This window comes from Streptomyces yunnanensis, assembly GCF_029011865.1.
Taxonomy (GTDB): Bacteria; Actinomycetota; Actinomycetes; order Streptomycetales; family Streptomycetaceae; genus Streptomyces; species Streptomyces yunnanensis.
Window position 1 is genome coordinate 7,112,486 of record NZ_CP095749.1, and the last position, 25,107, is coordinate 7,137,592.

Genomic DNA, 25,107 nt, shown 5'->3' on the forward strand with positions numbered 1-25,107 from the left:
ATGGATCACGCTCGCTGGATCATTCGGCCCATGGGTGATCCATCATCTGAGTGAGAACGGCTCGTACACCGGCGAGCCTGCGGCTTGCGGCCGGGCCCTGTGGGCCCGGCCGTCGCCTTTTCTGCGGCATGCCACCTGACCTGGCATTTCTCGCGTATCGGGGCGCGCGTGGGCGCGGCGGGGCGCGCGGAAGAACGAATTCCGACCGTGCCGGGCGCCCGGGGGACGGCAAAGGATGTCCTACGGACCTCGCGGAATGGGTGGCCAGGAAGCCGAGGAGGGGTGATCATGAGAGTCCAGAGCGCACTTCCCACGAGGAGGCACGGGTGGCCGAGACTCTGAAGAAGGGCAGCCGGGTGACCGGCGCCGCGCGCGAGAAGCTCGCGGCAGACCTGAAGAAGAAGTACGACTCCGGAGCGAGCATCCGGGCGCTGGCCGAGGAAACCGGCCGCTCCTACGGATTCGTGCACCGGATGCTCAGCGAATCCGGCGTGGTCCTGCGCGGCCGCGGCGGAGCCACGAGGGGCAAGAAGGCCGCCTCAGTCTGACGGCCGCGACTCCGGGTGCAGTGGTGCCCCCCGGCCGTCCGAGGAGTCGGCCGGGAGGTTACCGTTCAGTCACTTACGCACGCAGGTGCGGTGGCTGACTCGGAGGCGCCCTCATGACTCTGCTCGACAAGCACGGTGTGCGGCTCACCGTGGACGACGCGATCGCCACGGTGACCCTCGCCAACGCGGCCAAGCGCAATGCGCAGAGCCCTGCCCTGTGGCGGGCGCTGGCCGAGGCGGGTTCGCTGCTGCCGGGAAACGTACGGATCGTGGTGCTCCGCGGTGAGGGCAAGTCGTTCTCCGCGGGGCTGGACCGGCAGGCGTTCACGCCCGAAGGGTTCGACGGCGAGCCGTCGTTCCTCGATCTGGCACGCGGTACGGACGAGGCGCTGGACGCCACGATCGCCGAGTACCAGGAAGCGTTCACCTGGTGGCGGCGGAACGACCTGGTGTCCATCGCCGCCGTCCAGGGCCATGCCATCGGTGCGGGCTTCCAGCTCGCCCTCGCCTGCGACCTGCGGGTCGCCGCCGAGGACGCCCAGTTCGCGATGCGCGAGACCAGCCTGGGCCTGGTCCCGGACCTGACCGGCACGCATCCCCTGGTCGGCTTGGTCGGCTACGCCCGGGCGCTGGAGATCTGCGCCACCGGGCGCTTCGTGCATGCCGCGGAGGCCGAGCGGATCGGCCTGGCCAACCTCGTCGTGCCCGGCGCCGAACTCGACGCCGCGGTGGCCGACCTGGCCGCCGCGCTCACCGCCGCGCCCCGGGACGCCGTCATCGAGACCAAGGCCCTGCTGGCCGGTGCCATGGACCGCACCTACGAGGAGCAGCGCCGTGCCGAGCGTGCCGCCCAGGCGCGGCGGCTGCGGGATCTGGCCGGCGTCGGGGACTGATCACCCGCACCCGCCCCGCGGTCACCGGCCGTCAGTCGCTCGCCACCGCGGTGACCAGCACCGCCGCCGACTCCGGCGCCGGCGGCAGGACACGGCACTCCGCTGCCGCGTCCCCGGAGCGCACCCCGTCGTCCGCCCCTACTGTGGGCAGGGAACGAACAGGGTGAAAGGTGCATATCTCCTGGTGGTCGCAGCGCCCCGCGGGCGTGGCGCGAGGTGCGCATAGCGAGGCGCGGCCGTGACCCGTCAGGTGGCACGTCCGGGATGCGGCGCAGAAGGGACGCACGGCGATGACCGAGAGCCAGCAGGGCGCGGACGCCACGAAGCCGCCGGTGAAGCGGGGCGGTGGTGACCCCGGCACGCGCGGCCGCACCACCATCGCCGACGGCGTCGTGGAGAAGATCGCCGGACTCGCCGCCCGCGATGTGCTCGGCGTCCACGCGCTGGGCAGCGGGTTCGCCCGCACGCTCGGCGCGGTGCGCGACCGGGTGCCCGGCGGCGGGCGCTCGGCCCGCGGGGTGAAGGCCGAGGTCGGCGAGGTGCAGACCGCGCTGGACCTGGAGATCGTGGTCGATTACGGGGTGGCCATCGCGGAGGTGGCCCGGGCCGTCCGGGAGAACGTGATCTCCGCCGTGGAGCGGATGACGGGCCTGGAGGTCGTCGAGGTCAACATCGCGGTGAGCGACGTGAAGCTGCCCGACGAGGACGACGGGGACGACGGGACCGGGGAGGCGGGGCCGCGGCTCCAGTGACCGGGCCCGACCGGAGCGGTAGCGAAGGAGCGCACGATGAGCATGGCCGTGATCGGCCTCGTGGCCGGGATGGCGCTGGGCTTCGCCGGGTACTTCGGCGGGTTCGGGGCCTTCATCCTGGTGGCGGCGCTGGGCGCCGTCGGGTTCGTGGCCGGCAGGTTTCTGGAGGGGGACCTGGAGGTCGGGGACTTCTTCCGCACCCGCACCGGCGACCGCGACGACCGGCGGCGGTGACCCCGGATGGCGACGGTGTCCCCGCCCTCCGCCGGGGCCGACGTACCGGCCGGTGAGCGCGGCGCCACCAGGGTCGCCGACCGGGTGGTCGCCAAGATCGCCGCGCGGGCGGCCCGCGAGGCGCTGCGCGAGGCGGCCCCCGGCGCCCCCGGCGACGCCCACGCGACGGTGACGGTGGCCCACCGCGACGTCCACCCGCCGTTCGGCGAGGCCCGGCTGCGGATCGCCGTGGAGCTGTCCTACCCCGCCCCCATCGGCGCCCGGTGCGGCCTGGTGCGCCGTCATGTGACCGAACGCGTAAGGGCGTTGGCGGGCATGACGGTCGCCGAGGTGGCGGTTCAGGTCGAGCGGCTGAACTCACCGCTGCTGACGGACCGGGAGCGGGTGCGATGAGCGGGCCGGGGAGCGCGGAGGAGGCCGGGGCCGGCGCGGGGACGGGCGAGCGGCCCGGCGCCGCCGGCGGGTTGCCGTCGCAGCAGCCGGACGCCGCGGAACCCGGCCCGGACTCCGGTGCACCCGCCGGGCGTTTCTGGTCGGCCCGCCGGGTGCCCGCCGGACTGGTCGCGCTGGTCCTGCTGGGCGCCGCGGGCCTGCTGCTCTACGACGTGGCCGCGGTGCGGGCCGGCCGCACCGCGATGGCCTGGCGCCGGTGGCTGGCCCACGAACTGGCCGTCCGGCACCTCGACGACCCCTGGGTGCTGGGCGCCGCGGCGACCGCGACGGCCCTGGGGATCTGGCTGCTGGTGCTCGCCGTCACCCCGGGGCTGCGCGCGGTGCTGCCGATGCGGCGCACCGCCCCCGGCGTCCGGGCCGGGCTCGACCGGTCGGCCGCCGTGCTGGTGCTGCGCGACCGGGCCATGGAGGTCTCCGGTGTGCAGTCCGTACGGATGACCGTCGGCCGGCGGCGGGCCCGGGCGCGGGCCGTGGCGCACTTCCGCGCGCTCGACGTGGTCCGCGGCGACCTCGGCACGGTGCTGGGCGACGGCCTGCGGGAGCTGGGGCTGGTGCGTCGGCTGCGGCTGACCGTCGACGTCCGGCGCCCGAAGAGGAGGTGAGCGCGCCGTGCGCACCGCCCGCGCGACCGTCAACCGGGTGCTGCTCGGGCTGGTCGGCCTTCTCCTGCTCGGCACCGGCGGGTCGGTCCTGATGGGCGGCCTCGACCTGCCCGCCCGCCGGCACCTCGACCTGCCGTCCGGCTGGCCCTGGACGCGCCCGGACGGCGTGCTGCTCCCCGCGGCGGACCGCACCCGGTTCACGGACCGGGGCTGGTGGTGGCCGACGGTCGTCGCCGGACTGGCCGTGCTGGTGCTGTTGCTGCTGTGGTGGCTGCTGGCGCAGCTCCGGCTGCGCCGGCTCGGCACGGTGCTGGTCGACAGCGGCGACGGGGAGGGCGCGACGGTGCGCGGGCCGGCGCTGGAGGCGGTCCTGGCGGCCGAGGCGGTGGCGGTGGACGGCGTGGACCGGGCGGCCGTCGTGCTGACCGGCCGCCCGACGGCACCGCAGGTGCGCGCCCTGCTGGTGCTCGCCCCGCACGCCGACCCCGGGACCGTGGTGCTGCGGTTGGCCGACGGGGCGGTGGCGCACGCCCGCACCGCGACCGGCCTGGACGCGCTGCCGACGGAGGTCCGTCTGCGCGCGGTGCGCCATCGGGCGGAGCGGGTCAGCTAGGGCGCTTCTGACGGATCTCCGCGGCGTCGCGGCGCCTGGCACGCCCGCTCGCTGCGTTGCCGGGATGTCCCCATAGCTCCGCTATGAAGACATCCCGGCGCCTTGCGATCGCACGCACCAGGCGCCGCTCCTTCTTCCACGGAGATCCGTCAGAAGCGCCCTAGGTCGGGTCCGCAAAGTCCCCTCGTTCGTCCGTAGGGCGGGCCGAACACCGCCCGGCAGGCGGGACTTTGCGGATCCGACCTACGGCCCCGGAAGCCGCCCGGTCCGCCCGGCTCTCAGAAGCCGCGTCGGGCGCCGCCGTCCACCGGGACCATCACGCCGGTCACGTAGGACGCGGCGGGGGACAGCAGGAAGGCGGCGGTGCGGCCGAATTCCGCGGGGTCGCCGTAGCGGCGGAGCGGGATGGTGGTGGAGTTGCGGGCGCGGGAGCCCTCGGGGTCGCCGGAGAGCGCGTCGAGCTGGGTCATCCGGTCGGTGGCGATCCGGCCGGGGAGGACGCCGACGACGCGGATGCCGCGCGGCCCCACCTCGTCGGCCAGGGACTTGGCGAAGCCGGCGAGGCCCGGGCGGAGGCCGTTGGAGATGGTGAGCCCGCCGATCGGCTCGTAGACGGAGCCGGAGAGGACGAAGCCGATGACGCCGCCCTCGCCCAGCTCGGCGGCGGCGGTCCGGGCGAACCGCACCGCGCCGAGGAAGACCGTCTCGAAGGCGGTCTGCCACTGCTCGTCGGTGTTGTCGGCGGCGGTGCCGGGCGGCGGGCCGCCCACGCTGATCAGGACGCCGTCGAAGCGGCCGAAGCGCTCCCGGGCGGCCGCCACCAGGCGGGCCGGGGCCTGCGGGTCGGAGTTGTCGGCGGCGAGCCCCAGGGCCCGCTCGCCCAGGGAGGCGGCGGCCTTTGCCGCGGCCTCCTCGGAGCGCCCGGTGAGCACCACATTGGCGCCGTCGGCGACCAGTTCGCGGGCGGTGGCGAAGCCCAGGCCCCGGGTGGCGCCGGTGACGAGATACGTCCGGTCGGTGAGTCCAAGATCCATGGCCCTAGTCTGCCCCCGGCCCGCCGCGCAACGCGAAGGCGGTCCCCACCAGTCCGATGTGGCTGAACGCCTGCGGGAAGTTGCCCAACTGGCGCCCGGCGACCGGGTCGTACTCCTCCGCCAGCAGCCCCACGTCGTTCCGCAGCGCCAGCAGCCGCTCGAACAGCTCCCGGGCCTCCCGCCGGCACCCGGTCAGCAGCAGCGCGTCCGCCAGCCAGAACGAGCAGACCAGGAACGTGCCCTCGCCGCCCGGCAGCCCGTCCACCGACTGCCCCTCGGTGCTGTAACGGCGTACCAGGCTGTCGTGCGACAGCTCGCGGCGGACCGTTTCGACGGTGGAGACCACCCGCGGGTCGTCGCCCGGAAGGAAGCCGACCCGCGGGATGAGCAGCGTCGCGGCGTCCAGTTCGGGCGAGCCGTAGGACTGGGTGAAGGTGCCCCGCTCGGCGTCGTAGCCGCGGGCGCAGACCTCCCGGTGCACCTCCTCGCGCATCGCCCGCCAGCGGTCGGTGTTCCCGCCGAGCCGCGGGAACTGCTCCACCGCCCGTACCGCGCGGTCGGCCGCGACCCAGGCCATCACCTTGGAGTGCACGAAGTGCCGCTGGGGGCCGCGGATCTCCCAGATGCCGTCGTCGGGGTCGCGCCAGGTGGACTCCAGGTAGTCCATCAGCGTCCGTTGGATGCTCCAGGTGTGCGGCTCGGTGGGCACCCCCGCGGTGTGCGCGAGGTGGAACGAGTCGATCACCTCGCCGTAGACGTCGAGCTGCCGCTGGTCGACGGCGGCGTTGCCGATCCGCACCGGCAACGAGCCCTCGTACCCGGACAGCCAGGGCACCTCGAACTCCGGCAGCCGCCGCTCCCCGGCCAGCCCGTACATGATCTGGAGGTCCTCGGGGGCGCCGGCCACCGCGCGCAGCAGCCAGTCCCGCCAGGCCCCGGCCTCGTCGTGGTACCCGGCGGCGAGCAGCGAGTTCAGCGTCAGGCTGGCGTCGCGCAGCCAGCAGTAGCGGTAGTCCCAGTTGCGCACCCCGCCGGGCTCCTCGGGCAGCGAGGTGGTGGGGGCCGCCACGATCCCGCCGGTGGGCGCGTAGGTGAGGGCCTTGAGGGTGATCAGGGAGCGGATCACCGCGGCGCGGTACGGGCCGTCGTAGCGGCACCGCGCGGACCAGGCGTGCCAGTCCTCGGTGGTGTCCGCCAGCGCCTGGAACGGGTCGATCTGGACGGGCCGGGGCTCGTGCGAGGGGTGCCAGGTCAGCACGAACGCGGTGCGCTCGCCGGCGGCGAGCGTGAAGTCCGAGCGGGTGCTGAAGTCCTTGCCGTAGGTGGTGCCCTGGGACGGGGTGCGCAGCCACACCGAGTCCGGGCCGGCGATCGCCACCCGGGAGCCCTCGGTGGCGCGCACCCACGGCACCACCAGCCCGTAGTCGAACCGCAGCCGCAGCACCCCGCGCATCTCCACCCGGCCGCGCAGCCCCTCCACGACGCGTACGACGTCGGGCATGCGGTCGCGCTGCGGCATGAAGTCGGTGACCCGGACGCTGCCCTCGGGGGTCTCCCACACGGTGTCGAGGATCAACGAGTCCCCGCGGTAGCTGCGCTCGGCGCGGGCCTCGCCGGACCGGGGCGCGAGCGTCCAGTGGCCGTTGTGCTTGTCGCCGACGAGGGCGGCGAAGCAGGCGGGGGAGTCGAAGCGCGGCAGGCACAGCCAGTCGATGGAGCCGTCCCGGCCGACGAGCGCGGCGGTCTGCAGATCGCCGATGAGTGCGTAGTCCTCGATGCGTGAGTGCACTCCGCGGCCCTTCCCGCGCGGCGGGTGCGTTAGTCGGGGGCGACGGCCGTCCGGGCTACGGGCTCCGCGTCGGTGGCTTCGGCCTTGGCCTCGGCGGCCTCGGCGTCGGCGGGCGCGGCGTCCGCGGGCTCGGCCGCTCCGGCGCCCTCCGCCTCCTTGGCCGCGGCGGCCAGCCGGTCGCGGCGCTCCCGGCGGACCAGGACGACCCAGCCGACCGGCACCGCCGCGGCGAACAGCCACCACTGGATCGCGTACGCCATGTGCGGGCCGATGGAGCTGTAGTCCGGCTCGGGCACCTGCTCGGGGGTGTCGCTCTTGGGCGCGGTCTGCTCGATGTAGCCGCCGAGCATCGGCCGGCCCACCCGCTTCGCCTGCTCCGTGCTGTTGATCAGCATGACCTGGCGGGGCGGCAGGCCCCTGGTGTCCTTGATGCCGCTGGCCGCGGTGGTCTCGTCGGCCATCATCCGGCCGGTGACCGTGACGGTGCCCTTGGGGGCGGCCGGCACCCGCGGGAACTTGGTGAGGTCGTTGCCGGCCTCGATCCAGCCGCGGTTGACCAGCACGGCGTCGCCGTTGCCCAGCACCAGCGGCGTCAGGACGTAGTAGCCGATGGACTGCTCGTCGGCGGCGGTGCGCTGGCGGACCACGACCTCGTGCGCGGTGTCGTAGCTTCCGGTGGCGGTGACCTGGCGCCACATGTCGCCGTGCGGCAGCGTCCGGCCGACGGCCGCCAGCTCGGTCACCGGGACCGGGGTGGCGTGCACGTTGTGCTCGATCTGCGCGTTCTGCGCGACCTTGTGCTGATGGCGGTGGTACTGCCAGAACCCCAGCTTGATCATGACGGGGATCAGGACGAGGCCCACGAGGGTGAGGATCACCCACTGCCGGGTCAACAGGAAGCGGTACACGGCAGCGACGGTACCTGGCGCCCCCGGGCGCCCCGCCCGCGGGTCCCCCCGGCGGCGACCGGCACCGGCCCCGCCGGGGGACCCGGACACCGCAGCGCCGCCGCGATCCGGACCGGCGTCAGACCCGGTCGACGATGCCCACCCGCCCCGCCGAGCGGGCGCAGTGCGCCCCGCAGTACCACTGGCCCTCGGCCTCCACGCCCTGCCCGATGATCTGCACCCGGCAGTGCTCGCAGATCGGCGCCATGCGGTGGATCGCGCAGGCGAAGCAGTCGAAGACGTGCACCGCGCCCTGCGCGTGCACCTCGAACGTCATCCCGTAGTCGTTTCCGCAGACCTCACAACGTGCCATGCGCCACAGACTGCGGGCGGGGCCCACCCGGGGCGAGGTGGCGCCGGGTGTGTTGGTCGGGCTTCACCCGGACGACGGTGCCGACGCTGCCGGCCGGACGTCCTGGAGCAGCTGCATGAACGCCGCCTCGTCGACGACGGCCGTGCCGAACGTGGTGGCCTTGATCGTCTTGGACGTCCGGGCCTCCGGGTCGTTGGTCACCAGCAGGCTCGTCAGCCGGGACACGCTCGTCGCCACGTGCAGCCCGGCCTCGATCGCCCGATCCTCCAGCAGCTCGCGGTCCACGGAGGTGTCGCCCGAGAAGGCGACCCGCATGCCCTGGACGAGCCGGCCGCCGGGCTCGTAGCGCCCCGGGTTGGGGTACGGGCAGGCCGGGCGCTTGCGGGCCGGCCGCCAGGTGCTCGGGCGGTAGGACGAGCCGGTGGGGTGCGAGCGGGGCGCGGGGGCGTCCGACCACTCCGTCAGCGGCTGGCAGGTCAGCAGCGGCAGCCGGGCGTTCGTCTGCGCGGCCCGGCGCAGGCTGGGGCGGAACGCCTCGGACAGCACCCGGGCGTCGTCCAGCGCGTGGTGGGCGCGCTCCTGTATGACGCCGAAGTGCGCTGCCAGGGACTCCAGCTTGTGGTTGGGCAGCGGCAGGCCCAGCTCCTTGGACAGCGCGATGGTGCACAGCCGCTGGCGCACCGGGGCGACCGCGGCGGCGCGGGCGTACTCCCGGGCCAGCATCGACCAGTCGAACATGGCGTTGTGCGCGACCAGCACCCGGTCCGCCAGCCGCGCCGACAGCTCCGGCACGATCTCGGGGAAGAGCGGCGCGTCCGCCAGCACCTCGCTCGTCAGACCGTGGATCCAGACCGGTCCGGGATCGCGCTGGGGGTTGACGAGGGTGTACCAGGAGTCCTGGAACTCGCCCTGGGCGTCGAGTTGGTACACGGCGGCGGAGATGATCCGGTCGTCGCGGGCCAGGCCGGTGGTCTCGACGTCGACCACCGCGTATCCCTGGGGATACCCGGTCGGCCAGTCGGCCGGCGGCGTCTGCGGGCCCGGCTGCCGGCCGATCTTCGGCGCGATCGAGGGGGCGGCTGCGCTGCGGTCTTCGAGCATGGTCATTGAGGATACGGGCCGGCACCGACAGCCACCGCATCGCCGGGGCACATCCGGCCGGGCCGTCGCGCGCCACCGTGTCCGTACTGCGGCCGCAGTACGGCCGCGGTACGGCCGTGGCTCGGCCGGAGGGAGCCGCCCGGAGTCCGTGCCGAGGCCCCTCACGCCGGCCTTCGGTCCGGCCCCAGCAGTGACGAGACCAGCGCCTCCAGGGAGACCAGGAAGAGCCGTTCGGCGTCGGCCGGTGCGGCCAGGGCGCGGGCCAGTGCCGGGTCCCGCCCGGCGGCGGGGGAGTCCCACAGCTCGCGCTCGCTGGGGTGCTGGGCCGGCGACCGGGCGCGGTTGCGGTCCACCAGGACCGAGCCGACGACCAGGAACTGCACGGCGCGCACCGCCTCGGCGGCGCGCTCCCCGCGCAGCCCGGCCGCGTGCACCTCGTGGACCAGCGCCTGCTGCGCGGGGAGGAACATCCGCTCGGTCAGCCCGCGTTCGTGCACCATCGCGATCAGGTGCGGGCGCTCGCCGAGCGCCGTGCGCAGCGCGCGGGCCACCGAGACGACGCGCGCCCGGGGCGTGCCGCCGCTCGGCCGGATCTCGCCCATCTCCTGGAGGGTGCGGGCCACCAGCGCGTCCAGCAGGGACTCGCGGTTGCCGACGTGCCAGTAGATGGAGGTGACGGCGGTGCCGAGTTCGGTGGCGAGCCGGCGCATGGTCAGGGTCTCCGGGCCGTGCGCCCGGACCAGCCGGGCGGCCGTCGCCAGGACCTCTTCACCGGTCAGCGCACTGCGTGTCATAGCACCCCACTATCGCCCAACTCCGTTCGCTGCACGGCTCTTTACCCTTCATCGGAGGCGGTGTAACTGTGTTACAGACGCCTCGCACAACCCCCGCGCGTCACGGACGACGAAGGGTGGTACGCCATGGCGCGCATTCGCTACGGAGCCCGCACCGAGGCGGAGATCGCCGCGACCCGCGCCGCCGGCGCCCGGCTCCCCGACATCTGGTCCACCGGTGTGGTGGCCCTGTGGGAGACCGACCCGGACGCGGTCGCGGCCGTCCTCCCGCCTCCGCTCACCCCCACCGGACGCCCGCTGGTCCGGGCCACCATCAGCACCGTCAACCTCCCCGGCTATCCGCTGGGCGCCGGCTCGGTCGCGGTCGCGGCCGCCCACGACGGCACCGAGGGCTGGTATCCGCTGGTCATGCCGATGACCCACGAGCGGGCGCTGACCGGCGGCCGGGAGGTCTTCGGCGAGCCCAAGAAGCTCGGCGAGGTCACCGTGGAGCGCGACGGCCTGACCGTCCGCGCCGCCCTCGCCCGGCACGGCATCGCCTTCGTGGAGGTGCGCGGCGCGGTCGGCGGCCAGCTGCCGCCGCCGGCACCGGAGACCCGGACCGACTTCTACTTCAAGTTCCTGCCCGCCGTGGACGGTTCGGGCTTCGACGGCGACCCGGTCCTGGTGCACTGCCGGCGCACCGAGAAGGTCCGCACGCTGGAGCGGATCACCGGCGACGTGGTGCTGCGCGAGTCGATGTACGACCCCGTCGCCGACCTCCCGGTGCAGGCCCTGGTCGGGATCACCCTGGGAGAGAAGACCTCCGACCAGAGCGGCAAGGTCGTCCGGCGGGTCCCCGCCGAGGCCCTGCTGCCCTACGTCCACCAGCGCTACGACGACCCGCGGCAGGTCCTGGACGCCCCGCCGGAAGGGAGCGTCTGATGGAGCTGCGGGCCGGGCAGGTCGCGGTGGTCACCGGCGCGGCGGGAGGCATCGGCCGGGCGATGGCCCGCCGCTTCGCCGCCGAGGGCCTGAAGGTCGTCCTCGCCGACGTCGAGGAGGGGCCGCTGCGCGCCGCCGCCGACGAACTCGCAGCGGACGGCGTGGAGTTGATGGCGCGCACCGTGGACGTCGGCGTCCGCGAGGAGGTCGAGGCGCTGGCCGGCGCCGCGTACGAGACCTTCGGCGCCGTCCACGTGCTCTGCAACAACGCCGGGGTGGGCTCCGGCGCCGAGGGGCGGATGTGGGAGCACGACCCCAGCGACTGGCGGTGGGCGTTCGAGGTCAACGTCTGGGGCGTCTTCCACGGCGTCCAGTGCTTCCTGCCGCGGATGCTGGCCTCCGGGGAGCCCGGGCACGTCGTCAACACCTCCTCCACGGACGGCGGGATCGCGCCGCTGCCCACCGCCTCCGTCTACGCCGTCACCAAGGCCGCCGTGGTGACCCTGACCGAGTCCCTGTACGCGCACCTGGCGGCCGAGGGCGCCCCCGTCGGGGCGTCGGTGCTCTTCCCCGGGCCGCACATGCTGCGCACCGGCCTGTGGGAGTCGCACCGCAACCGGCCCGCGCGGCACGCCAAGTCCCGCCCGCGCAGGGCGCCCTACCGCACCCTCGTGGCGTGGGAGGCGGCCATGAAGGAGGCCGGGCAGGAGGTGGCGTTCACGCCCGTCGAGGACGTCGCCGAGCAGGTCGTGGCCGGCATCCGGGCCGGCCGCTTCTGGCTGCTGCCGCCCAGCGCGCACACCGACGCACAGATCCGGGCGCGGGCGCGGTCCCAGCTGGACCGCACCGCCCCCACGTACCTGGAGCACTTCATCCTCGACGACGAGTGAGGGACCGCCATGAGCGACCCGTACCAGGACCCCGCCGCACCGCGCCCCGCCCCACCGGGCGGCAGCCCTGCGGACCCCGGGTCCCAGGACCCCTACCTGATCATCTCCTCGGACTGCCACGCCGGACTGCCCACCGAGGAGTACCGCCCCTATCTGGAGCGTCGCTTCCACCGGGCCTTCGACGACTTCCTGGCCGGCCGGGACGCCCGGCGCGCGGCCATGACCCGGCTCGGCGTCCGCAACGAGACCTTCGCCACCCGGTGGTTCGAGGACCACGAGGAAGGGCTGCGCGGCGGCTGGGACCCGGCGCAGCGGGCCAAGGAGCTCGACGGCGACGGGGTGGCCGCCGAGGTCGTCTTCCCCGACGCGGACGCCGTGGACAGCTCGACCGCCGCGCCCTTCGGCGTCGGCCTCGGCCTGTCCGGCGACCAGGACCCGGAACTGGGCATGGCCGGCGCCCGGGCCCACAACCGCTGGCTCGCGGAGTTCTGCGCCACCGACCCCGAACGGCACTGCGGCGTCGCGCTGTTGCCCCTCACCGGCGAGGTCGACACCGTCGTCGCCGAGCTGCGCCGGGCCCGCGACGACGGGCTGGGCGCCCTGATGGTCCCCGCCATGTGGGGCGCCGGCGCCCCCTACCACGACCGGCGCTACGACCCGGTGTGGGCCGCCGCGGCCGAGGCCGGGATGCCGGTGGTCACCCACTCCGGCGCCGCCCCGCGCGAGGAGTACGGCGACCACCTCGGCATCTTCGTCAGCGAGGTGACCTGGTGGCCGGCCCGTCCGCTGTGGTTCCTGCTCTGGTCCGGGGTCTTCGAACGCCACCCCGGACTGCGCTTCGGCATCGCCGAGTCCGGCTGCTGGTGGCTGCCGAACCTGCTGTGGTTCATGGACCGGCTCTACCTGGGCGCGCACGGCGGCAAGAAGCTCTCCCCGTTCGCCGGACTGAAGCGCCCGCCGCACGAGTACCTCGACCGCAACGTCTTCGTCTGCGCCACCAACACCAAGCGCCGCGAACTGGCCCAGCGCTACGAGATCGGCGTCGGCAACATCCTCTGGGGCAGCGACTTCCCGCACCCGGAGGGCACCTGGCCGCGCACCCGGGAGTGGCTGGCGAACACCTTCCACGACATCCCGATCGACGAGACCCGCCGCATCCTCGGCACGTCCGCCGCCGAGGTCTTCGGCTTCGACCCGGCCAGACTCGCCCCGCACGCCCGCCGCATCGGCCCCACCCCGGCGGAACTGGGCCAGCCTGCCGACCAGGAACCGGTCGCGGCGTCCTGGCGGCGCGCCCGCGAGACCGGCCGCCACTGGCTCACCGGACAGGACTTCCCGTACGTGGGGGTGACCCATGCCTGAGCACACCGCCGTGCCCGGCGCGCCCACCGACGCGCCCCGCTACACCGTCGTCTCCGCCGACTGCCACGCCGGTGCCGACCTCCTCGACTACCGCTCCTACCTCCCCTCCGGCCACCACGAGGCGTTCGACGCCTGGGCCGCCGGCTACGTCAACCCGCACGAGGACCTGCTCGCCGACACCGCCGACCGCAACTGGAACTCCGACCGGCGACTGGCCGAGCAGGAGGCCGACGGCATCGTCGCCGAGGTCGTCTTCCCCAACACCATCCCGCCGTTCTTCCCCAGCGCGTCCCTGATGGCGCCGCCGCCCACCCCCGCCGACTTCGCGCTGCGCTGGGCCGGCCTGCGCGCCCACAACCGGTGGCTGGCGGACTTCTGCGCCCAGGCCCCCGGCCGCCGCGCGGGCGTCGCCCAGATCCTCCTCAACGACGTCGACGAGGCGGTCCGCGAGGTCCGCCGCACCAAGGAGGCCGGCCTCACCGGCGGCATCATGCTCCCCGGCACCCCGCCCGGCTCCGGGCTGCCCGAACTCCACTCGCCGTACTACGACCCGCTGTGGGCGGTCTGCGCCGAACTCGGCGTGCCCGTCAACCACCACGGCGGTTCGGCCTCCCCGCCGCTCGGCGACGAACCGGCCGCCCGCGCGGTGTTCATGGTGGAGACCACCTGGTTCTCCCACCGGGCGCTGTGGCACCTCGTCTTCGGCGGCGTCTTCACCCGCCACCCGGGGCTGACCCTGGTGCTGACCGAGCAGGGCTCCGGCTGGATCCCCGGCGTCCTCGACATGCTGGACTACTACCACGGCCGCCTGGTCGCCTCCGCCTCCCGCGCCACCACAGCGGAATCCCGCTTCGGCGCCGGGCTGGCCGCCTCCCTGGACCGCACCCCCACCGAGATCTGGCACGCCAACTGCTACGTCGGCGCCAGCTTCATGCGCCCGCACGAGGTCCCGCTGCGCGACCGGATCGGCCTCGACAAGATCATGTGGGGCAGCGACTACCCCCACGACGAGGGCACCCACCCGTACTCCCGGCACGCCCTGCGCGCCGCCTATGCCGGCCTCCCGCCGGCCGAGATCGCCGCCATGACCGGCGGCAACGCCGCCCGCGTCTACGGCTTCGACCTCACCGCCCTCGACACCGTCGCGGCCCGTGTGGGCCCCACGGTCACCGAGATCGCCGAACCGCTGGAAACGGTCCCGCCGGACGCGACGAGCCCGGCGTTCGCGCGGGGCGGCGCGGCGCGGGTGTGGTGACGGGCCGCCGCTGCCCGCGATCACCCACAGTGATGTGGCGCGACAAGTCGAAGGGGGGTAATTTTCTCTTCCCGCAACGCCTGTTGCCGGGAAGATGACCCAACTCGACTGAATCCAGGGGGCGTTCGGTGATCCCAGAAGTCCTTGGCCAGCTTGCCGCGGCCGGCGGCACGGCGCTGATCGGAGCGATGGCGACGGACGCGTGGCACTCGGTGCGGACGGGCTTCGCCGAACTGCTCGGGCGCGGGGACCAGGGCCGTACGCAGGAGGCGGACCGCCGGCTGGAGAACGCGGCGGCCGCCCTCGCCCGCGCCGACGACGCGGAACGCGCGCTCGTCCGCCGGTGGCAGGCCGAGCAGTGGGCGGGCGAACTGCACGCGCTGCTGGCCGAACGGCCGGACGCCGCGGAACGGCTGCGTGAACTGGTGGCCCTGGTACCCGCCGACGGCGGCCCGGCGGCCCGGCAGACCTTCGTACAGCACAACACCGCCGAGGCGGGCGGCACCCAGAACATCCTCCAGAGCGGCACCATCAACGTCCACACCGGCCCCGGGAATGCCGGATGACGACCCCGGGGGCCCAGCACAACCGGGCCCAGGGCGACGGCCGGCAGAACATCACCGGCAGCGGGGACGTCAACGACCGCTCCGACAACCGGCAGTACACCTTCGTCACCCTCCCCGCGGAGCCGCCGCGACCGCCCCGCCCCCGACTGTTCCGGCCGGTGCCGCTGGTCGCGGGCGGGGTGCTGCTGGCCGCGGTGGCGTTCGCCCTGGGGGGCCAGAAGTGGTTCGGCGGGCCGGCCGGCGTGGCGGACACCGCGCGGTCGGACCCCATGGCAACGGCGCGGGGCGGCTCGGCCACGCCGCAGTCGAGCCGGCCGGCGGGCCCGTCCGGCACGGCGACGCCGACGGAACGGCCCTCGACGGCCGAGCCGTCCGGGCAGTCCGCCTCCGCGGAGCGGAAACGGCCCGCCCCGCCGTCGACGTCCGGCTCCCCGCAACTTCAGGCGTCACCCATCAGCACGTATCCGCACACGGATGTCTACTGCGGGGACTGGCGTGGCTCGGGATCCAGCGGTCTGGACATCAGCCCGTGTGTGCAGGCCGTGAACCACAGGGGCACCGCACAGTTCGGGGTCAGGGTCCGCAATACGCGCTCGGTACAGGCCGTGGTGTCCGTGGACGTCGCCTGGCTCCGGAAGGGGACGCTCAGGGAATGCGAGACGGGAAGTGCGCTGCGGCAACGCATCGTGATCAACCCGGACACGATCTGGTACAGCCCCCTGTCGTGTTCGGCCGACGCCGTGGAGGGCTACGCGGTCCAGGCGGCCGCGTGGGCGGTCGCCGAGCCCGAAGCCGATGCCACCCTCCGGACGCGCGGAGACCGCCAGCTCTCACCCACCGCCCAGATCCAGGCCGACGGCGCCGTGAAAGGGCCGCAGTCCTGAAGGCCGCACGACCCCACGGGGCTACCGCCGGTAGGCATCTGCCCGAATGCTGACACCGCGTCTTACATACTTCTGAGTAACAACCTCTAGCGGTACGCCCGTCGGCGCACTTATGGTGCGGGGCATGCCGCACCTGCCCGATGTCGTGTTGTGGTCCGTACCCGCCTTCGTCCTGCTCACCGTCGTCGAGATGGTGAGCTACCGCCTGCACCCCGACGAGGACGCGCAGGGCTACGAGACCAAGGACGCGACGACCAGCATCACCATGGGGCTGGGCAGCCTGGTCTTCGACGCGCTGTGGAAGATACCGATCGTGGCGATCTACGCCGCGGTCTACGAGCTGACCCCGCTGCGCATCCCCGTCCTGTGGTGGACGGTGCTCCTGATGCTGCTCGCCCAGGACTTCTTCTACTACTGGTCGCACCGCGGCCACCACGTCGTCCGCGTCCTGTGGGCCTGCCACGTGGTCCACCACTCCAGCGAGAAGTTCAACTTCACCACCGCGCTGCGGCAGCCCTGGACGACCTGGACGGTCTGGCCGTTCTACGTGCCGATGGTCGCGCTGGGCGTGCACCCGGCGGCGATCGCCTTCACCTCCGGCGCCAACCTCGTCTACCAGTTCTGGGTGCACACCGAGCGGATCGGCACACTGCCCCGCCCCGTCGAGTTCGTGTTCAACACGCCCTCGCACCACCGCGTCCACCATGCCTCCCAAGGCGGCTACCTGGACCGCAACTTCGGCGGCATCCTGATCGTCTGGGACCGGATGTTCGGCTCGTTCGTCCCCGAGACCGACCGGCCCGTCTACGGCCTCACCAAGAACATCAAGACCCACAACCCGCTGCGGGTCGCCACCCACGAGTACGCCGCCATCGCCCGCGACATCCGGGCCGCGGAGAGCTGGGGCGAGCGCGCCGGGCGGGTGTTCCGCGGGCCCGGCTGGCAGCCGGCCCGGCTCCGGGCCGCCGAGGCCGCGGCCGCCGCTGCGGCGGAGCGGGCCGGCGCGCCCACCGGCAGCCGCCCGGCCGCGGACCGGACCGCCGCCGGGCCGGCCGTGGGGGAGACCGCGGCGTGAGCCCGCTCGCGCCCCGCCCGCGCGCCGCACGGGCCCTGCTCGTCGCCTTCGCCGTCCTGGCCGTCGGCCACCTCGCCGCCCTCGTGGCGCACGCCGCCGCCGCGCCCGGCGGCGGCCCCGCGACCCTGGCGGACACCGCCGTCCACGTCACCAAGCCGGCCCTGATGCCGCTGCTGGCCGGGCACGTCCTGCTCCGCGGCGGGCCGCCGCTGCTGGCCGGGGCGCTGCTGTTCGGCTGCGGCGGCGACACCTTCCTCCAGATCGGCGGCGAGGGGGCGTTCCGCGTCGGCATGGGGTCGTTCGCCGCCGGACACCTCTGCTACCTGCTGCTCTTCGCCCGGCACGGCGGCCCCGGACGGTCGCGCACCGCGCTGGCCGCCGCGCTGTACGCGGCGGCCCTGGTCACCACCGTGCTGCTGCTGTGGCCCGACCTGCCGGCCGCCCTGCGGATCCCCGTGGCCGGCTACAGCCTGCTGCTCACCGCGATGGCGTTCGGCGCGCTCCGGGTCGGCCCCCTGGTCGCCGTCGGCGGGCTGCTCTTCCTGCTCTCCGACTCCCTGATCGCCGGCGGCATCGCCCGGTGGCCCCAGCTGCCCGCCCCACAGTTCTGGATCATGCTCACCTACACGGCGGCCCAATACGCCCTCGCCGTCGGGGTGTTGGCGGCCGCGGCCGGTCCGGACGCACCGGCGTCGGCGGAGCCCCGCCCGACGGCGGCGTACCGTGCCCCTTGAGTCTCCCCCCGTGGGAGACCCGAAGGTGGGGGCATGTACGAGGACGGCACGGAACTGCTCTCGATCGGCGCGCTGTCGCGTCTGACCGGAGTCTGCGTCAAGACCATACGGAACTGGTCGGACCAGGACCTGCTGCCGCCCACCGCCCGCACCCCCGCGGGCTACCGCCTCTACGGACCGGACGCCCCGGCCCGCCTGGAGATCGTGCGCAGCCTGCGCGACCTGGGCGTCGGGACGGCGGCGATCCGCGCCGTCCTGCACCGCGAACGCACCCTCGCCGACACGGCGGCGCGTTCCGCGGACGCCCTGGACGCGCAGATCGCCGCGCTGCGCGCGCAGCGCGCCGTCCTCCGGGCGGTGGCCGCGGGGGGCACCGCAGCAGAGGAACTGCCGCAGATGACCCGACTCGCCCGCCTGACCGCCGAGGAACGCCGCCGCATCGTCGCCGACGTCATCGACGACGCGCTGGACGGCGTACCCGCCCCCGCCTACCGCAGCGGCCTGCTGGCCGCCACCCCCGACCTTCCCGACGACCCCACCCCCGATCAGCTCCACGCCTGGAACGAACTGGCGTTGCTGGTCCGCGACCCGGAGTTCCGCGCCGCCCTGCGCCGCCTGGCCGTCTACAGCGCCCGAACGGCCCCCGGCACCGTTGCCCCAGCGCTCCACTCCTCTCCCACCGGCGAGACGGCGGCCGACATCGAGGCCGCCGAGCGGGTCGCCGCCCTGATGCACGCCCGCGCCGAGGCCGCCGTCGCCGACGGCATCGCGCCGGACTCGCCGGCCGCCGAGCCGATCGTCGCGGAGCTGGTCGCCGCCTGGCTCCCCACCCAGAAAGCCCCGCCCGCGGAGGACGCCCCGCCCGCCGAGGACGGCCCGGTCACCCGGACCCGTCTGCTGGAGCAGCTGGAGACCGTCGCCGAACCCCTCGTCGCGCGCTACTGGCGACTGCTGTGCACCGCCACCGGCCGCCCCGCGCCGCCCCGTTGGGAGACCGCCGGCGCCTGGACCGCCGCCGCGCTGCGCGCCCACCGCACCCCCGTCCTGGTGGACCGCGCCGCGTTCGGCGCCCCCGACCCGGAGCGGGTGCTCTACGCCTACCAGCGGGTCGTCCACGCCGTCGGCGCGCTGGTCGCGCAGGTGCGGCCGGCGGACCTCGCGCGGCCCACGCCGTGCGCCGACTGGACCGTCCGGGAACTGCTCGACCACATGGTGTGGGAGAGCCTGATGGTCACCTCCATCGCCGAGGGGGCGCCGCGCACCGACCACACCGCCGACCACCTCGGCGACGACCCGCGTGCCGCCTTCGAGGAGTCCGCCCGGGCCGCGCTCGCCGCCTTCCGGAGCAGCGGGATGACGGAGCGCACCTTCGGCCCCTACGAGGCGCCCGGCGCGCTCCTCGTCCAGCAGGTGGTGGTCGAACTCCTCGCGCACGGCGGGGACTTGGCGCGGGCGCTCGGTGCGCCGACCGCACTGGCACCGGAGGTCGCCGAGGAGACCCTGGAGGCGGCGCGCCGGATCTACGGGGCCGCGCCCCGCACCGAGGGCGGCTCGTTCGCCCCGGAGCGGCCCGCGCCGCCCGGCGCCGCCGCGGCGGACCGGCTCGCCGCCTTTCTGGGCCGCGAGGTGTGACGGGCCGGGCGGTCGACCGCCCGGCCCGCGGTGCCGCCCGGGCCGCCGCACCGGCGGTCCGGGCCGGCGGCTACTTCACGGCCTTCAGCGCGTTGACGATCCCGTAGCCGAAGTGGCTGTTGACCTGCGGGGTGCCGGTGCAGGTGGCGTCACCCGCCGGGCAGCCGGGGTTGTCGGCCTGCTCCTTGAGCAGCCACTGGATCTCCTGCGGGCTCGCCTTCGGGTGGGTGCTCTTCAGGAGCGCCGCCACGCCCGCGACATGCGGCGAGGCCATGGACGTACCGGCGTAGAAGGCCCAGTCACCACCGGGGATGGTGGAGAGGACGTTGCCGTTCTTGGCGGGCAGTTCGGGCACCTGCTTGGCGTCGCCGCCCGGCGCCGCGACGTCGATCTGGCCGAGGCCGTAGTTGGAGTAGCCGGACTTCAGGCCGTGCGAACCGGTCGCCGCGACCGTCACCGTCCCCGGCAGCTGGGTCGGCACGTCCCAGCAGGTCTTGGGGCTGAGGGCGCGGCTGACCGGGGTGGAGTCGTTGGGACTGCTGGCGTCGGTGAGCTTGTCGGCCCCGAGGTCGGAGTTGGCGTTGCCCGCCGCGGCGACGTTCACCACGCCCTTGTCCTGCGCGTACTTCGCCGCCCGGCCGACCGCGTCAATGATGGCCGCCTGGTCGGCGTCGTCCTTGCAGTTGAACATCCACGGGTCGACGTAATAGCTGTTGTTGGTGACCTGGACGCCGTGGTCGGCGGCGAAGACGAAGGCGCAGACCACGCTCTCCGCATAGAAGAAGCTGGTCTTGGGCTCGCTCACCTTGATGGCGGAGACCTTCACGCCCGGCGCGACGCCGGTCACCCCGATGCCGTTGCGGGCCGCGGCGATGGTGCCCGCCACATGCGTGCCGTGGGCGTCGCCGACCGGGTCGTAGGGCCGCCAGGCCCCGGGGGAGGTGTCGGGCACCCCGCCCACGCAGTTGGCGGACTGCCGGGCCGAGAAGTTCGGTTTGAGGTCCGGGTGGGTGTCGTCCACGCCGGTGTCGATGACCGCCACGGTCACCTTGGGGCTGCCGGGGTTCACCTTGGCCGCCCGGTCGGCCTTGATGGCGCGGATGTCCCACTGGAGCGGCTCCAGCGGCTCCTCGCCCTTGGCCTTGGCGGTCCGCTCGGCCGCGGCGAGTTGGGCCGCGGTCAGCCGCTGCGGCTTGCCGAAGTCGGTCGTGCCGGACTGCTTGAGCGGCGCGGTGCGGGTCGCGCCCGCCGACTGCACGCCCGCCACCGTCCGGAGGGTGGCGGCGAACCGCGGGTTGGCCGAGTGGGCGACGATCACGCCTATCCGCTCGTGGGCGGTGATCACCTTGCCGCCGGCCCGGACTATCGCCTGCTCGACCTTGTCGACCGTGGCGTGGCCGGGGGCGGTGTTCACGACGTACGACAGCAGCGGGCCACTGTCCTGGGGTGCGGCGCCGGCCGCGTCCGGCAGGGTGCCGAGGAACCCGGTCGTTGCGGTCAGCGCCAGCCCGAGCGGTACGGCCAGGGCCCGCAGGCGTCTGTTCCGGGGATGTGCAAGGGGACGTGCCATGGGGTACTCCACCTCATCCGTCGGACCGCCCGGGCGCGGGACGCGCACGGGCGGCTACACGACAGGTGAAGCTATCGGCGATCACCGGCGCACAACAATGGAACGCGGAGAAAACCGCTCAGGAGCAGGAAATTGACGGGCAGTCAGGCGACGGCCGGACGGCCGGTCGGCGCGCGGCCAGGGCGCGGTACCCGGCCTCAGTCCCGGCGGCCCGCCCCGTCGCGCCGCCGCAGGGTGCCCATGCTCAGCGGCGGCAGCGGGACCCGCGGGCCGTACCAGCGCCGGGCGCCCGCCCCGGGGTGCGGTCGCGTCGGGGCGACGGCGACCGGCGCGGACAGTCGGACGCTGCCGTACGGGCGCCGGCGGGGGGCGTGCGGAGCCGGGTCCGGTGAGGGCGGCGGAGTCATGACCGGCTCAACGAAGCGTCGCCCGAGCGGTGGCGGCCGGTGCACCCATTCCCCCGATTTCTTCGGGAATTCAACCATCCATCGTCTGTCGCATCGCGCCCGGCCGCCCTACGATGCGTGATCCATGTCACTTATCCGGGCCTTACCGTCGGCCCCGTACCAGCTCATCGAGCGTCAGGAGACTCCGTGATCACCGCACCCAACGCCGACCCGGGGCAGCACGACCCGCCCGACTACCCACAGGTGCAGTCGAGTCCGGAGTTCGCCGAACTCCGGCGCGCCCACCGCTCGTTCGCCTTCCCGCTCACCCTCGCCTTCGTCCTCTGGTACCTCGGCTATGTGCTGCTGTCGAGCTACGCCGGCGACTTCATGGCCACCAGGGTCGCGGGCCACCTCAACGTCGCCCTCCTGCTCGGCATCGCCCAGTTCGTCACCACGTTCCTGATCGCCTGGTGGTACTCCCGGCACGCCGCCGCCCGGCTCGACCCCCGCGCCGAGGCCATCAAGGCCCGCCTGGAGGGAACGACCCCCGCCCCGCAGACCGCCGCCCGGCAGGCCGGCGCGGCACAGGCCGACGCCCCGGGGGACGGCCCCGAGCAGACCGGCGTACAGGAGGCCGGCGCATGAACCTCACCCCGCACCTCGCCGCGGGTGCCGCCGGCGAGCACCGCACCCTGATCGTCACCCTCTTCGCCGTCTTCGTCGCCGCCACCCTCGGCCTCACCGTCTGGGCCGGCCGGCAGACCAAGGGCACGGACGACTTCTACGCCGGCGGACGGCAGTTCAGCGGATTCCAGAACGGCCTGGCCATCTCCGGCGACTACATGTCCGCCGCGTCCTTCCTCGGCATCGCCGGTGCCATCGCCCTCTTCGGCTACGACGGCTTCCTCTACTCCATCGGCTTCCTCGTCGCCTGGCTCGTCGCGCTCCTCCTCGTCGCCGAACCGCTGCGCAACTCCGGCCGCTTCACCATGGGCGACGTGCTCGCCTACCGGATGCGCCAACGCCCCGTCCGGACCGCCGCCGGCACCTCCACCATCGTCGTCTCGATCTTCTACCTGCTCGCGCAGATGGCCGGCGCCGGCGCCCTGGTGACCCTGCTCCTGGGCATCACCAGCGAGACCGGCAAGATCCTCGTCGTCGTCCTCGTCGGCATCGTGATGATTCTCTACGTCACCATCGGCGGCATGAAGGGCACCACCTGGGTCCAGATGATCAAGGCCGTCCTGCTGATCGCCGGCACCTTGCTGATCACCTTCCTGGTGGCATGGAAGTTCCACTTCAACCCCTCCGCGCTGCTCGGCGCCGCGGCCGAGAACAGCGGCAAGGGCTCCGCCTTCCTGGAGCCCGGCCTCAAGTACGGCGCCACCGCCACCTCGAAGATCGACTTCATCTCGCTGGGCCTCGCCCTCGTCCTGGGCACCGCGGGCCTGCCGCACATCCTCATCCGCTTCTACACGGTCCCCACCGCCAAGGCCGCCCGGAAGTCGGTGAACTGGGCGATCGGCATCATCGGCGTCTTCTACCTGATGACCCTGGCCCTCGGCTTCGGCGCCGCGGCCCTCCTCAAGCCCGGCGTCATCACCCACGACAACAAGGCCGGCAACACCGCGGCCCCGCTGCTGGCCCAGGAGATCGGCGGCGGCGCGGGCTCCACCGGCGGCGCCGTCCTGCTCGCCGTCATCTCCGCCGTCGCCTTCGCCACCATCCTCGCCGTGGTCGCCGGCCTCACCCTCGCCTCGTCCTCCTCCTTCGCCCACGACATCTACGTCAACGTCCTCCGCAAGGGGCAGGCCACCGAGAAGGAAGAGGTCGGCGCGGCCCGCTGGGCGACCGTCGGCATCGGCGCGGTCGCCATCGTCCTCGGCGTCTTCGCCCGCAGCCTGAACGTCGCCGGCCTGGTGGCGCTCGCCTTCGCGGTCGCCGCCTCCGCCAACCTCCCGACCCTCCTCTACAGCCTCTTCTGGAAGCGCTTCACCACCCAGGGCGCCCTCTGGTCCATCTACGGCGGCCTGTTCGCCTCCGTCCTCCTCGTCCTCTTCTCGCCCGTCGTCTCCGGCAAGGAGACCTCGATGTTCCCCGGCGCCCACTTCGCGGTGTTCCCCCTGGAGAACCCGGGCCTGATCTCCATCCCCCTGGGCTTCCTCCTCGGCTGGCTCGGCTCCCTGCTCTCCAAGGAACAACCGGACGCCGCCAAGTACGCCGAACTCGAAGTCCGCTCCCTGACCGGCACCGGCGCCCACTGACCCCTCCCCACGGGCACTGAGCCGTCCCTACAGCCGACGGGCGGGGTGACCTCGTAGAGATCTACGAGGTCACCCCGCCCACCTCGTGCTTCTCACGCCTCCTCACGGCCGGACCCATCGCGTAGTCTCGAAGGCGTACTGATCGACAGACCGATCCACACTCTCGGGGAGGGGGCCCAGTGCTCATCGACACCTACGGCCGCGTCGCCACCGACCTGCGGGTCTCGCTGACCGATCGGTGCAATCTGCGGTGCACCTACTGCATGCCCGAAGAGGGCCTGCAATGGCTCGCCAAGCCCGACCTGCTGACCGACGACGAGATAGTCCGCCTGATCACCGTCGCCGTCCGCGACCTCGGCGTCGAGGAGGTCCGCTTCACCGGCGGCGAGCCGCTGCTCCGCCCCGGCCTGGTCGGCATCGTCGAGCGGGTCGCCGCCCTCGACCCCCGCCCCCAGATGTCGCTGACCACCAACGGCATCGGCCTGGAGCGCACCGCCGCCGCCCTGCGCGCCGCCGGCCTGGACCGCGTCAACGTCTCCCTCGACACCCTCCGGCCCGACGTCTTCACCGCCCTGACCCGCCGCAAGCGGCACGCCGACGTCCTCCGCGGCCTCGAAGCCGCCCGCGCCGCCGGCCTCACCCCGGTCAAGGTCAACACCGTCCTGATGCCCGGCCTCAACGACGACGAGGCCCCCGACCTCCTGGCCTGGGCCGTCGCCCACGACTACGAGCTGCGGTTCATCGAGCAGATGCCGCTCGACGCGCAACACGGCTGGCAGCGCGACGGAATGATCACCGCCGGCGACATCCTGGACTCGCTGCGCACCCGCTTCACCCTCACCCCCGAGGGCCAGGACGAGCGCGGCTCCGCCCCCGCCGAGCGCTGGGTCGTCGACGGCGGTCCGCACCGCGTCGGCGTGATCGGGTCGGTGACCCGCCCCTTCTGCCGCGCCTGCGACCGCACCCGGCTCACCGCCGACGGTCAGATCCGCACCTGCCTCTTCGCCACCGAGGAGACGGACCTGCGCGCCGCGCTGCGCTCCGGCGCCCCCGACGCCGAGATAGCCCGCATCTGGAAGCTGGCCATGTGGGGCAAAAAGGCGGGATCCGGTCTCGACGACCCCGCCTTCCTCCAGCCGGAGCGCCCGATGTCAGCCATCGGCGGCTGACCGCCGCTCCCACTCCTCCAACGTCACCACGTCCTTGAGGAACCCGCGCACGGCGAGGAACTGCGACAGATGCTCCCGGTGCTCGTCGCACGCCAGCCAGGTCTTGCGCCGGTCCGGAGTGTGCAACTTGGGGTTGTTCCAGGCCACCACCCACACCGCGGCGGCGTGGCAGCCCTTGGCGGAGCAGACGGTCAGAGTCTCGGGATCGTTCGGGGAGTTCACTCCTCAACCCTACGTCCCGGCCCGTGAGCGCCCCGTCGCCCTCTTCCGTGCGACATCGCCAACTCCCGCTGCGGACATGACGACGCCGGGCAGCCACG

The 25,107-nt window shown here is 73.9% G+C and carries 28 protein-coding genes; 19 read left to right on the plus strand and 9 right to left on the minus strand.

The window, feature by feature from the left end; genetic code table 11:
* Positions 1-326: 326 nt before the first annotated feature.
* From MOV08_RS30990 to amaP, 7 genes are all read left to right on the plus strand, one after another.
* On the plus strand, positions 327-548 hold the full coding sequence (locus MOV08_RS30990) for a helix-turn-helix domain-containing protein (protein ID WP_016573902.1): 222 nt from the start codon (positions 327-329) through the stop codon (positions 546-548).
* Positions 549-661: 113 nt separating this feature from the next.
* Positions 662-1,441, plus strand: a complete 780-nt coding sequence (locus tag MOV08_RS30995; protein WP_275309680.1) for an enoyl-CoA hydratase/isomerase family protein — start codon at positions 662-664, stop codon at positions 1,439-1,441.
* A 290-nt stretch (positions 1,442-1,731) separates the two neighbouring features.
* Positions 1,732-2,193: an Asp23/Gls24 family envelope stress response protein gene (locus tag MOV08_RS31000; RefSeq protein ID WP_039637602.1), complete on the plus strand. Its 462-nt coding sequence runs from the start codon at positions 1,732-1,734 to the stop codon at positions 2,191-2,193.
* Between the two features lie 36 nt (positions 2,194-2,229).
* Positions 2,230-2,427 (plus strand): hypothetical protein, encoded by a 198-nt coding sequence (locus MOV08_RS31005; RefSeq protein ID WP_067353047.1) that lies wholly within the window; start codon positions 2,230-2,232, stop codon positions 2,425-2,427.
* 6 nt (positions 2,428-2,433) lie between these two features.
* Positions 2,434-2,820, plus strand: a complete 387-nt coding sequence (locus MOV08_RS31010; protein ID WP_275309681.1) for a hypothetical protein — start codon at positions 2,434-2,436, stop codon at positions 2,818-2,820.
* Entirely contained in the window at positions 2,817-3,482 is a 666-nt protein-coding gene (locus MOV08_RS31015) for a DUF6286 domain-containing protein (RefSeq protein ID WP_275309682.1), read from the plus strand. The genes MOV08_RS31010 and MOV08_RS31015 overlap by 4 nt, the downstream gene beginning before the upstream one ends.
* A gap of 7 nt (positions 3,483-3,489) precedes the next feature.
* Complete coding sequence (gene amaP / locus MOV08_RS31020; protein ID WP_039637606.1) at positions 3,490-4,095, plus strand: alkaline shock response membrane anchor protein AmaP; 606 nt, start codon at positions 3,490-3,492, stop codon at positions 4,093-4,095.
* A 278-nt stretch (positions 4,096-4,373) separates the two neighbouring features.
* Here the strand turns inward: amaP and MOV08_RS31025 are convergent, their stop codons facing one another.
* The 6 genes from MOV08_RS31025 to MOV08_RS31050 all read right to left on the minus strand — a co-directional run bounded on the left by MOV08_RS31025 (position 4,374) and on the right by MOV08_RS31050 (position 10,073).
* The gene (locus MOV08_RS31025) at positions 4,374-5,129 is read right to left on the minus strand and encodes an SDR family oxidoreductase (RefSeq protein ID WP_275309683.1); all 756 of its coding nucleotides are present in this window, start codon (positions 5,127-5,129) and stop codon (positions 4,374-4,376) included.
* Positions 5,130-5,133: 4 nt separating this feature from the next.
* On the minus strand, positions 5,134-6,918 hold the full coding sequence (locus tag MOV08_RS31030) for a glycoside hydrolase family 15 protein (RefSeq protein WP_275309684.1): 1,785 nt from the start codon (positions 6,916-6,918) through the stop codon (positions 5,134-5,136).
* A 29-nt stretch (positions 6,919-6,947) separates the two neighbouring features.
* Complete coding sequence (locus MOV08_RS31035) at positions 6,948-7,826, minus strand: SURF1 family cytochrome oxidase biogenesis protein (RefSeq protein ID WP_275309685.1); 879 nt, start codon at positions 7,824-7,826, stop codon at positions 6,948-6,950.
* Positions 7,827-7,944: 118 nt separating this feature from the next.
* The gene (locus MOV08_RS31040; protein ID WP_039637610.1) at positions 7,945-8,178 is read right to left on the minus strand and encodes a hypothetical protein; all 234 of its coding nucleotides are present in this window, start codon (positions 8,176-8,178) and stop codon (positions 7,945-7,947) included.
* Between the two features lie 63 nt (positions 8,179-8,241).
* Positions 8,242-9,285 (minus strand): DEDDh family exonuclease, encoded by a 1,044-nt coding sequence (locus MOV08_RS31045; protein WP_275309686.1) that lies wholly within the window; start codon positions 9,283-9,285, stop codon positions 8,242-8,244.
* Between the two features lie 155 nt (positions 9,286-9,440).
* On the minus strand, positions 9,441-10,073 hold the full coding sequence (locus MOV08_RS31050; RefSeq protein WP_275309687.1) for a TetR/AcrR family transcriptional regulator: 633 nt from the start codon (positions 10,071-10,073) through the stop codon (positions 9,441-9,443).
* Between the two features lie 126 nt (positions 10,074-10,199).
* Here MOV08_RS31050 and MOV08_RS31055 point away from each other — a divergent pair, with 126 nt between their 5' ends.
* The 9 genes from MOV08_RS31055 (at position 10,200) to MOV08_RS31095 (ending at position 19,395) form a co-directional block, all read left to right on the plus strand.
* Positions 10,200-10,997 (plus strand): acetoacetate decarboxylase family protein, encoded by a 798-nt coding sequence (locus MOV08_RS31055; protein ID WP_275309688.1) that lies wholly within the window; start codon positions 10,200-10,202, stop codon positions 10,995-10,997.
* Positions 10,997-11,887 carry an SDR family NAD(P)-dependent oxidoreductase gene (locus MOV08_RS31060; RefSeq protein ID WP_275309689.1) on the plus strand — a complete coding sequence of 297 codons (891 nt, stop codon included), beginning with the start codon at positions 10,997-10,999 and terminating at the stop codon, positions 11,885-11,887. Before MOV08_RS31055 ends, MOV08_RS31060 begins: the two co-directional genes overlap by 1 nt.
* A 9-nt stretch (positions 11,888-11,896) precedes the next feature.
* Positions 11,897-13,249 (plus strand): amidohydrolase family protein, encoded by a 1,353-nt coding sequence (locus tag MOV08_RS31065; RefSeq protein ID WP_275309690.1) that lies wholly within the window; start codon positions 11,897-11,899, stop codon positions 13,247-13,249.
* Positions 13,242-14,504 carry an amidohydrolase family protein gene (locus tag MOV08_RS31070; protein ID WP_275309691.1) on the plus strand — a complete coding sequence of 421 codons (1,263 nt, stop codon included), beginning with the start codon at positions 13,242-13,244 and terminating at the stop codon, positions 14,502-14,504. Before MOV08_RS31065 ends, MOV08_RS31070 begins: the two co-directional genes overlap by 8 nt.
* Positions 14,505-14,632: 128 nt before the next feature.
* The gene (locus MOV08_RS31075; protein WP_275309692.1) at positions 14,633-15,070 is read left to right on the plus strand and encodes a hypothetical protein; all 438 of its coding nucleotides are present in this window, start codon (positions 14,633-14,635) and stop codon (positions 15,068-15,070) included.
* Positions 15,067-15,954, plus strand: coding sequence for a hypothetical protein (locus MOV08_RS31080; protein WP_275309693.1), 888 nt, complete (start codon positions 15,067-15,069; stop codon positions 15,952-15,954). The genes MOV08_RS31075 and MOV08_RS31080 overlap by 4 nt, the downstream gene beginning before the upstream one ends.
* Positions 15,955-16,078: 124 nt before the next feature.
* Positions 16,079-17,029, plus strand: coding sequence for a sterol desaturase family protein (locus MOV08_RS31085; protein ID WP_275309694.1), 951 nt, complete (start codon positions 16,079-16,081; stop codon positions 17,027-17,029).
* Positions 17,026-17,763 (plus strand): lysoplasmalogenase, encoded by a 738-nt coding sequence (locus tag MOV08_RS31090; protein WP_275309695.1) that lies wholly within the window; start codon positions 17,026-17,028, stop codon positions 17,761-17,763. The genes MOV08_RS31085 and MOV08_RS31090 overlap by 4 nt, the downstream gene beginning before the upstream one ends.
* Positions 17,764-17,796: 33 nt before the next feature.
* A complete protein-coding gene (locus tag MOV08_RS31095; RefSeq protein ID WP_275309696.1) occupies positions 17,797-19,395 on the plus strand; it encodes a TIGR03086 family metal-binding protein in 1,599 nt (532 codons plus the stop codon).
* Positions 19,396-19,465: 70 nt separating this feature from the next.
* On the opposite strand, the gene MOV08_RS31100 is transcribed toward MOV08_RS31095, so the two are convergent.
* Together MOV08_RS31100 and MOV08_RS31105 are read right to left on the minus strand one after the other, a co-directional pair.
* On the minus strand, positions 19,466-20,965 hold the full coding sequence (locus tag MOV08_RS31100; protein ID WP_275309697.1) for a S8 family serine peptidase: 1,500 nt from the start codon (positions 20,963-20,965) through the stop codon (positions 19,466-19,468).
* Positions 20,966-21,162: 197 nt separating this feature from the next.
* Positions 21,163-21,372: a hypothetical protein gene (locus tag MOV08_RS31105; RefSeq protein ID WP_275309698.1), complete on the minus strand. Its 210-nt coding sequence runs from the start codon at positions 21,370-21,372 to the stop codon at positions 21,163-21,165.
* 186 nt (positions 21,373-21,558) lie between these two features.
* Here MOV08_RS31105 and MOV08_RS31110 point away from each other — a divergent pair, with 186 nt between their 5' ends.
* The 3 genes from MOV08_RS31110 (at position 21,559) to moaA (ending at position 24,787) form a co-directional block, all read left to right on the plus strand.
* Entirely contained in the window at positions 21,559-21,999 is a 441-nt protein-coding gene (locus tag MOV08_RS31110; RefSeq protein WP_039637620.1) for a DUF485 domain-containing protein, read from the plus strand.
* On the plus strand, positions 21,996-23,618 hold the full coding sequence (locus MOV08_RS31115; protein ID WP_039637621.1) for a solute symporter family protein: 1,623 nt from the start codon (positions 21,996-21,998) through the stop codon (positions 23,616-23,618). Before MOV08_RS31110 ends, MOV08_RS31115 begins: the two co-directional genes overlap by 4 nt.
* 179 nt (positions 23,619-23,797) lie before the next feature.
* Entirely contained in the window at positions 23,798-24,787 is a 990-nt protein-coding gene (moaA, locus tag MOV08_RS31120; protein ID WP_039637622.1) for a GTP 3',8-cyclase MoaA, read from the plus strand.
* Here the strand turns inward: moaA and MOV08_RS31125 are convergent.
* A complete protein-coding gene (locus MOV08_RS31125; protein WP_039637623.1) occupies positions 24,770-25,009 on the minus strand; it encodes a hypothetical protein in 240 nt (79 codons plus the stop codon). The two genes, moaA and MOV08_RS31125, sit on opposite strands and share 18 nt — an antisense overlap.
* Positions 25,010-25,107: the final 98 nt, after the last annotated feature.

Coding starts and splice junctions, on each gene's coding strand:
- MOV08_RS30995 (WP_275309680.1), top strand. CDS start 662: ATGACTCTGCTCGACAAGCACGGTGTGCGGCTCACCGTGGACGACGCG.
- MOV08_RS31000 (WP_039637602.1), top strand. CDS start 1,732: ATGACCGAGAGCCAGCAGGGCGCGGACGCCACGAAGCCGCCGGTGAAG.
- MOV08_RS31005 (WP_067353047.1), top strand. CDS start 2,230: ATGAGCATGGCCGTGATCGGCCTCGTGGCCGGGATGGCGCTGGGCTTC.
- MOV08_RS31010 (WP_275309681.1), top strand. CDS start 2,434: ATGGCGACGGTGTCCCCGCCCTCCGCCGGGGCCGACGTACCGGCCGGT.
- MOV08_RS31015 (WP_275309682.1), top strand. CDS start 2,817: ATGAGCGGGCCGGGGAGCGCGGAGGAGGCCGGGGCCGGCGCGGGGACG.
- MOV08_RS31025 (WP_275309683.1), bottom strand. CDS start 5,129: ATGGATCTTGGACTCACCGACCGGACGTATCTCGTCACCGGCGCCACC.
- MOV08_RS31040 (WP_039637610.1), bottom strand. CDS start 8,178: ATGGCACGTTGTGAGGTCTGCGGAAACGACTACGGGATGACGTTCGAG.
- MOV08_RS31045 (WP_275309686.1), bottom strand. CDS start 9,285: ATGACCATGCTCGAAGACCGCAGCGCAGCCGCCCCCTCGATCGCGCCG.
- MOV08_RS31050 (WP_275309687.1), bottom strand. CDS start 10,073: ATGACACGCAGTGCGCTGACCGGTGAAGAGGTCCTGGCGACGGCCGCC.
- MOV08_RS31055 (WP_275309688.1), top strand. CDS start 10,200: ATGGCGCGCATTCGCTACGGAGCCCGCACCGAGGCGGAGATCGCCGCG.
- MOV08_RS31060 (WP_275309689.1), top strand. CDS start 10,997: ATGGAGCTGCGGGCCGGGCAGGTCGCGGTGGTCACCGGCGCGGCGGGA.
- MOV08_RS31065 (WP_275309690.1), top strand. CDS start 11,897: ATGAGCGACCCGTACCAGGACCCCGCCGCACCGCGCCCCGCCCCACCG.
- MOV08_RS31070 (WP_275309691.1), top strand. CDS start 13,242: ATGCCTGAGCACACCGCCGTGCCCGGCGCGCCCACCGACGCGCCCCGC.
- MOV08_RS31080 (WP_275309693.1), top strand. CDS start 15,067: ATGACGACCCCGGGGGCCCAGCACAACCGGGCCCAGGGCGACGGCCGG.
- MOV08_RS31085 (WP_275309694.1), top strand. CDS start 16,079: ATGCCGCACCTGCCCGATGTCGTGTTGTGGTCCGTACCCGCCTTCGTC.
- MOV08_RS31095 (WP_275309696.1), top strand. CDS start 17,797: ATGTACGAGGACGGCACGGAACTGCTCTCGATCGGCGCGCTGTCGCGT.
- MOV08_RS31100 (WP_275309697.1), bottom strand. CDS start 20,965: ATGGCACGTCCCCTTGCACATCCCCGGAACAGACGCCTGCGGGCCCTG.
- MOV08_RS31105 (WP_275309698.1), bottom strand. CDS start 21,372: ATGACTCCGCCGCCCTCACCGGACCCGGCTCCGCACGCCCCCCGCCGG.
- MOV08_RS31115 (WP_039637621.1), top strand. CDS start 21,996: ATGAACCTCACCCCGCACCTCGCCGCGGGTGCCGCCGGCGAGCACCGC.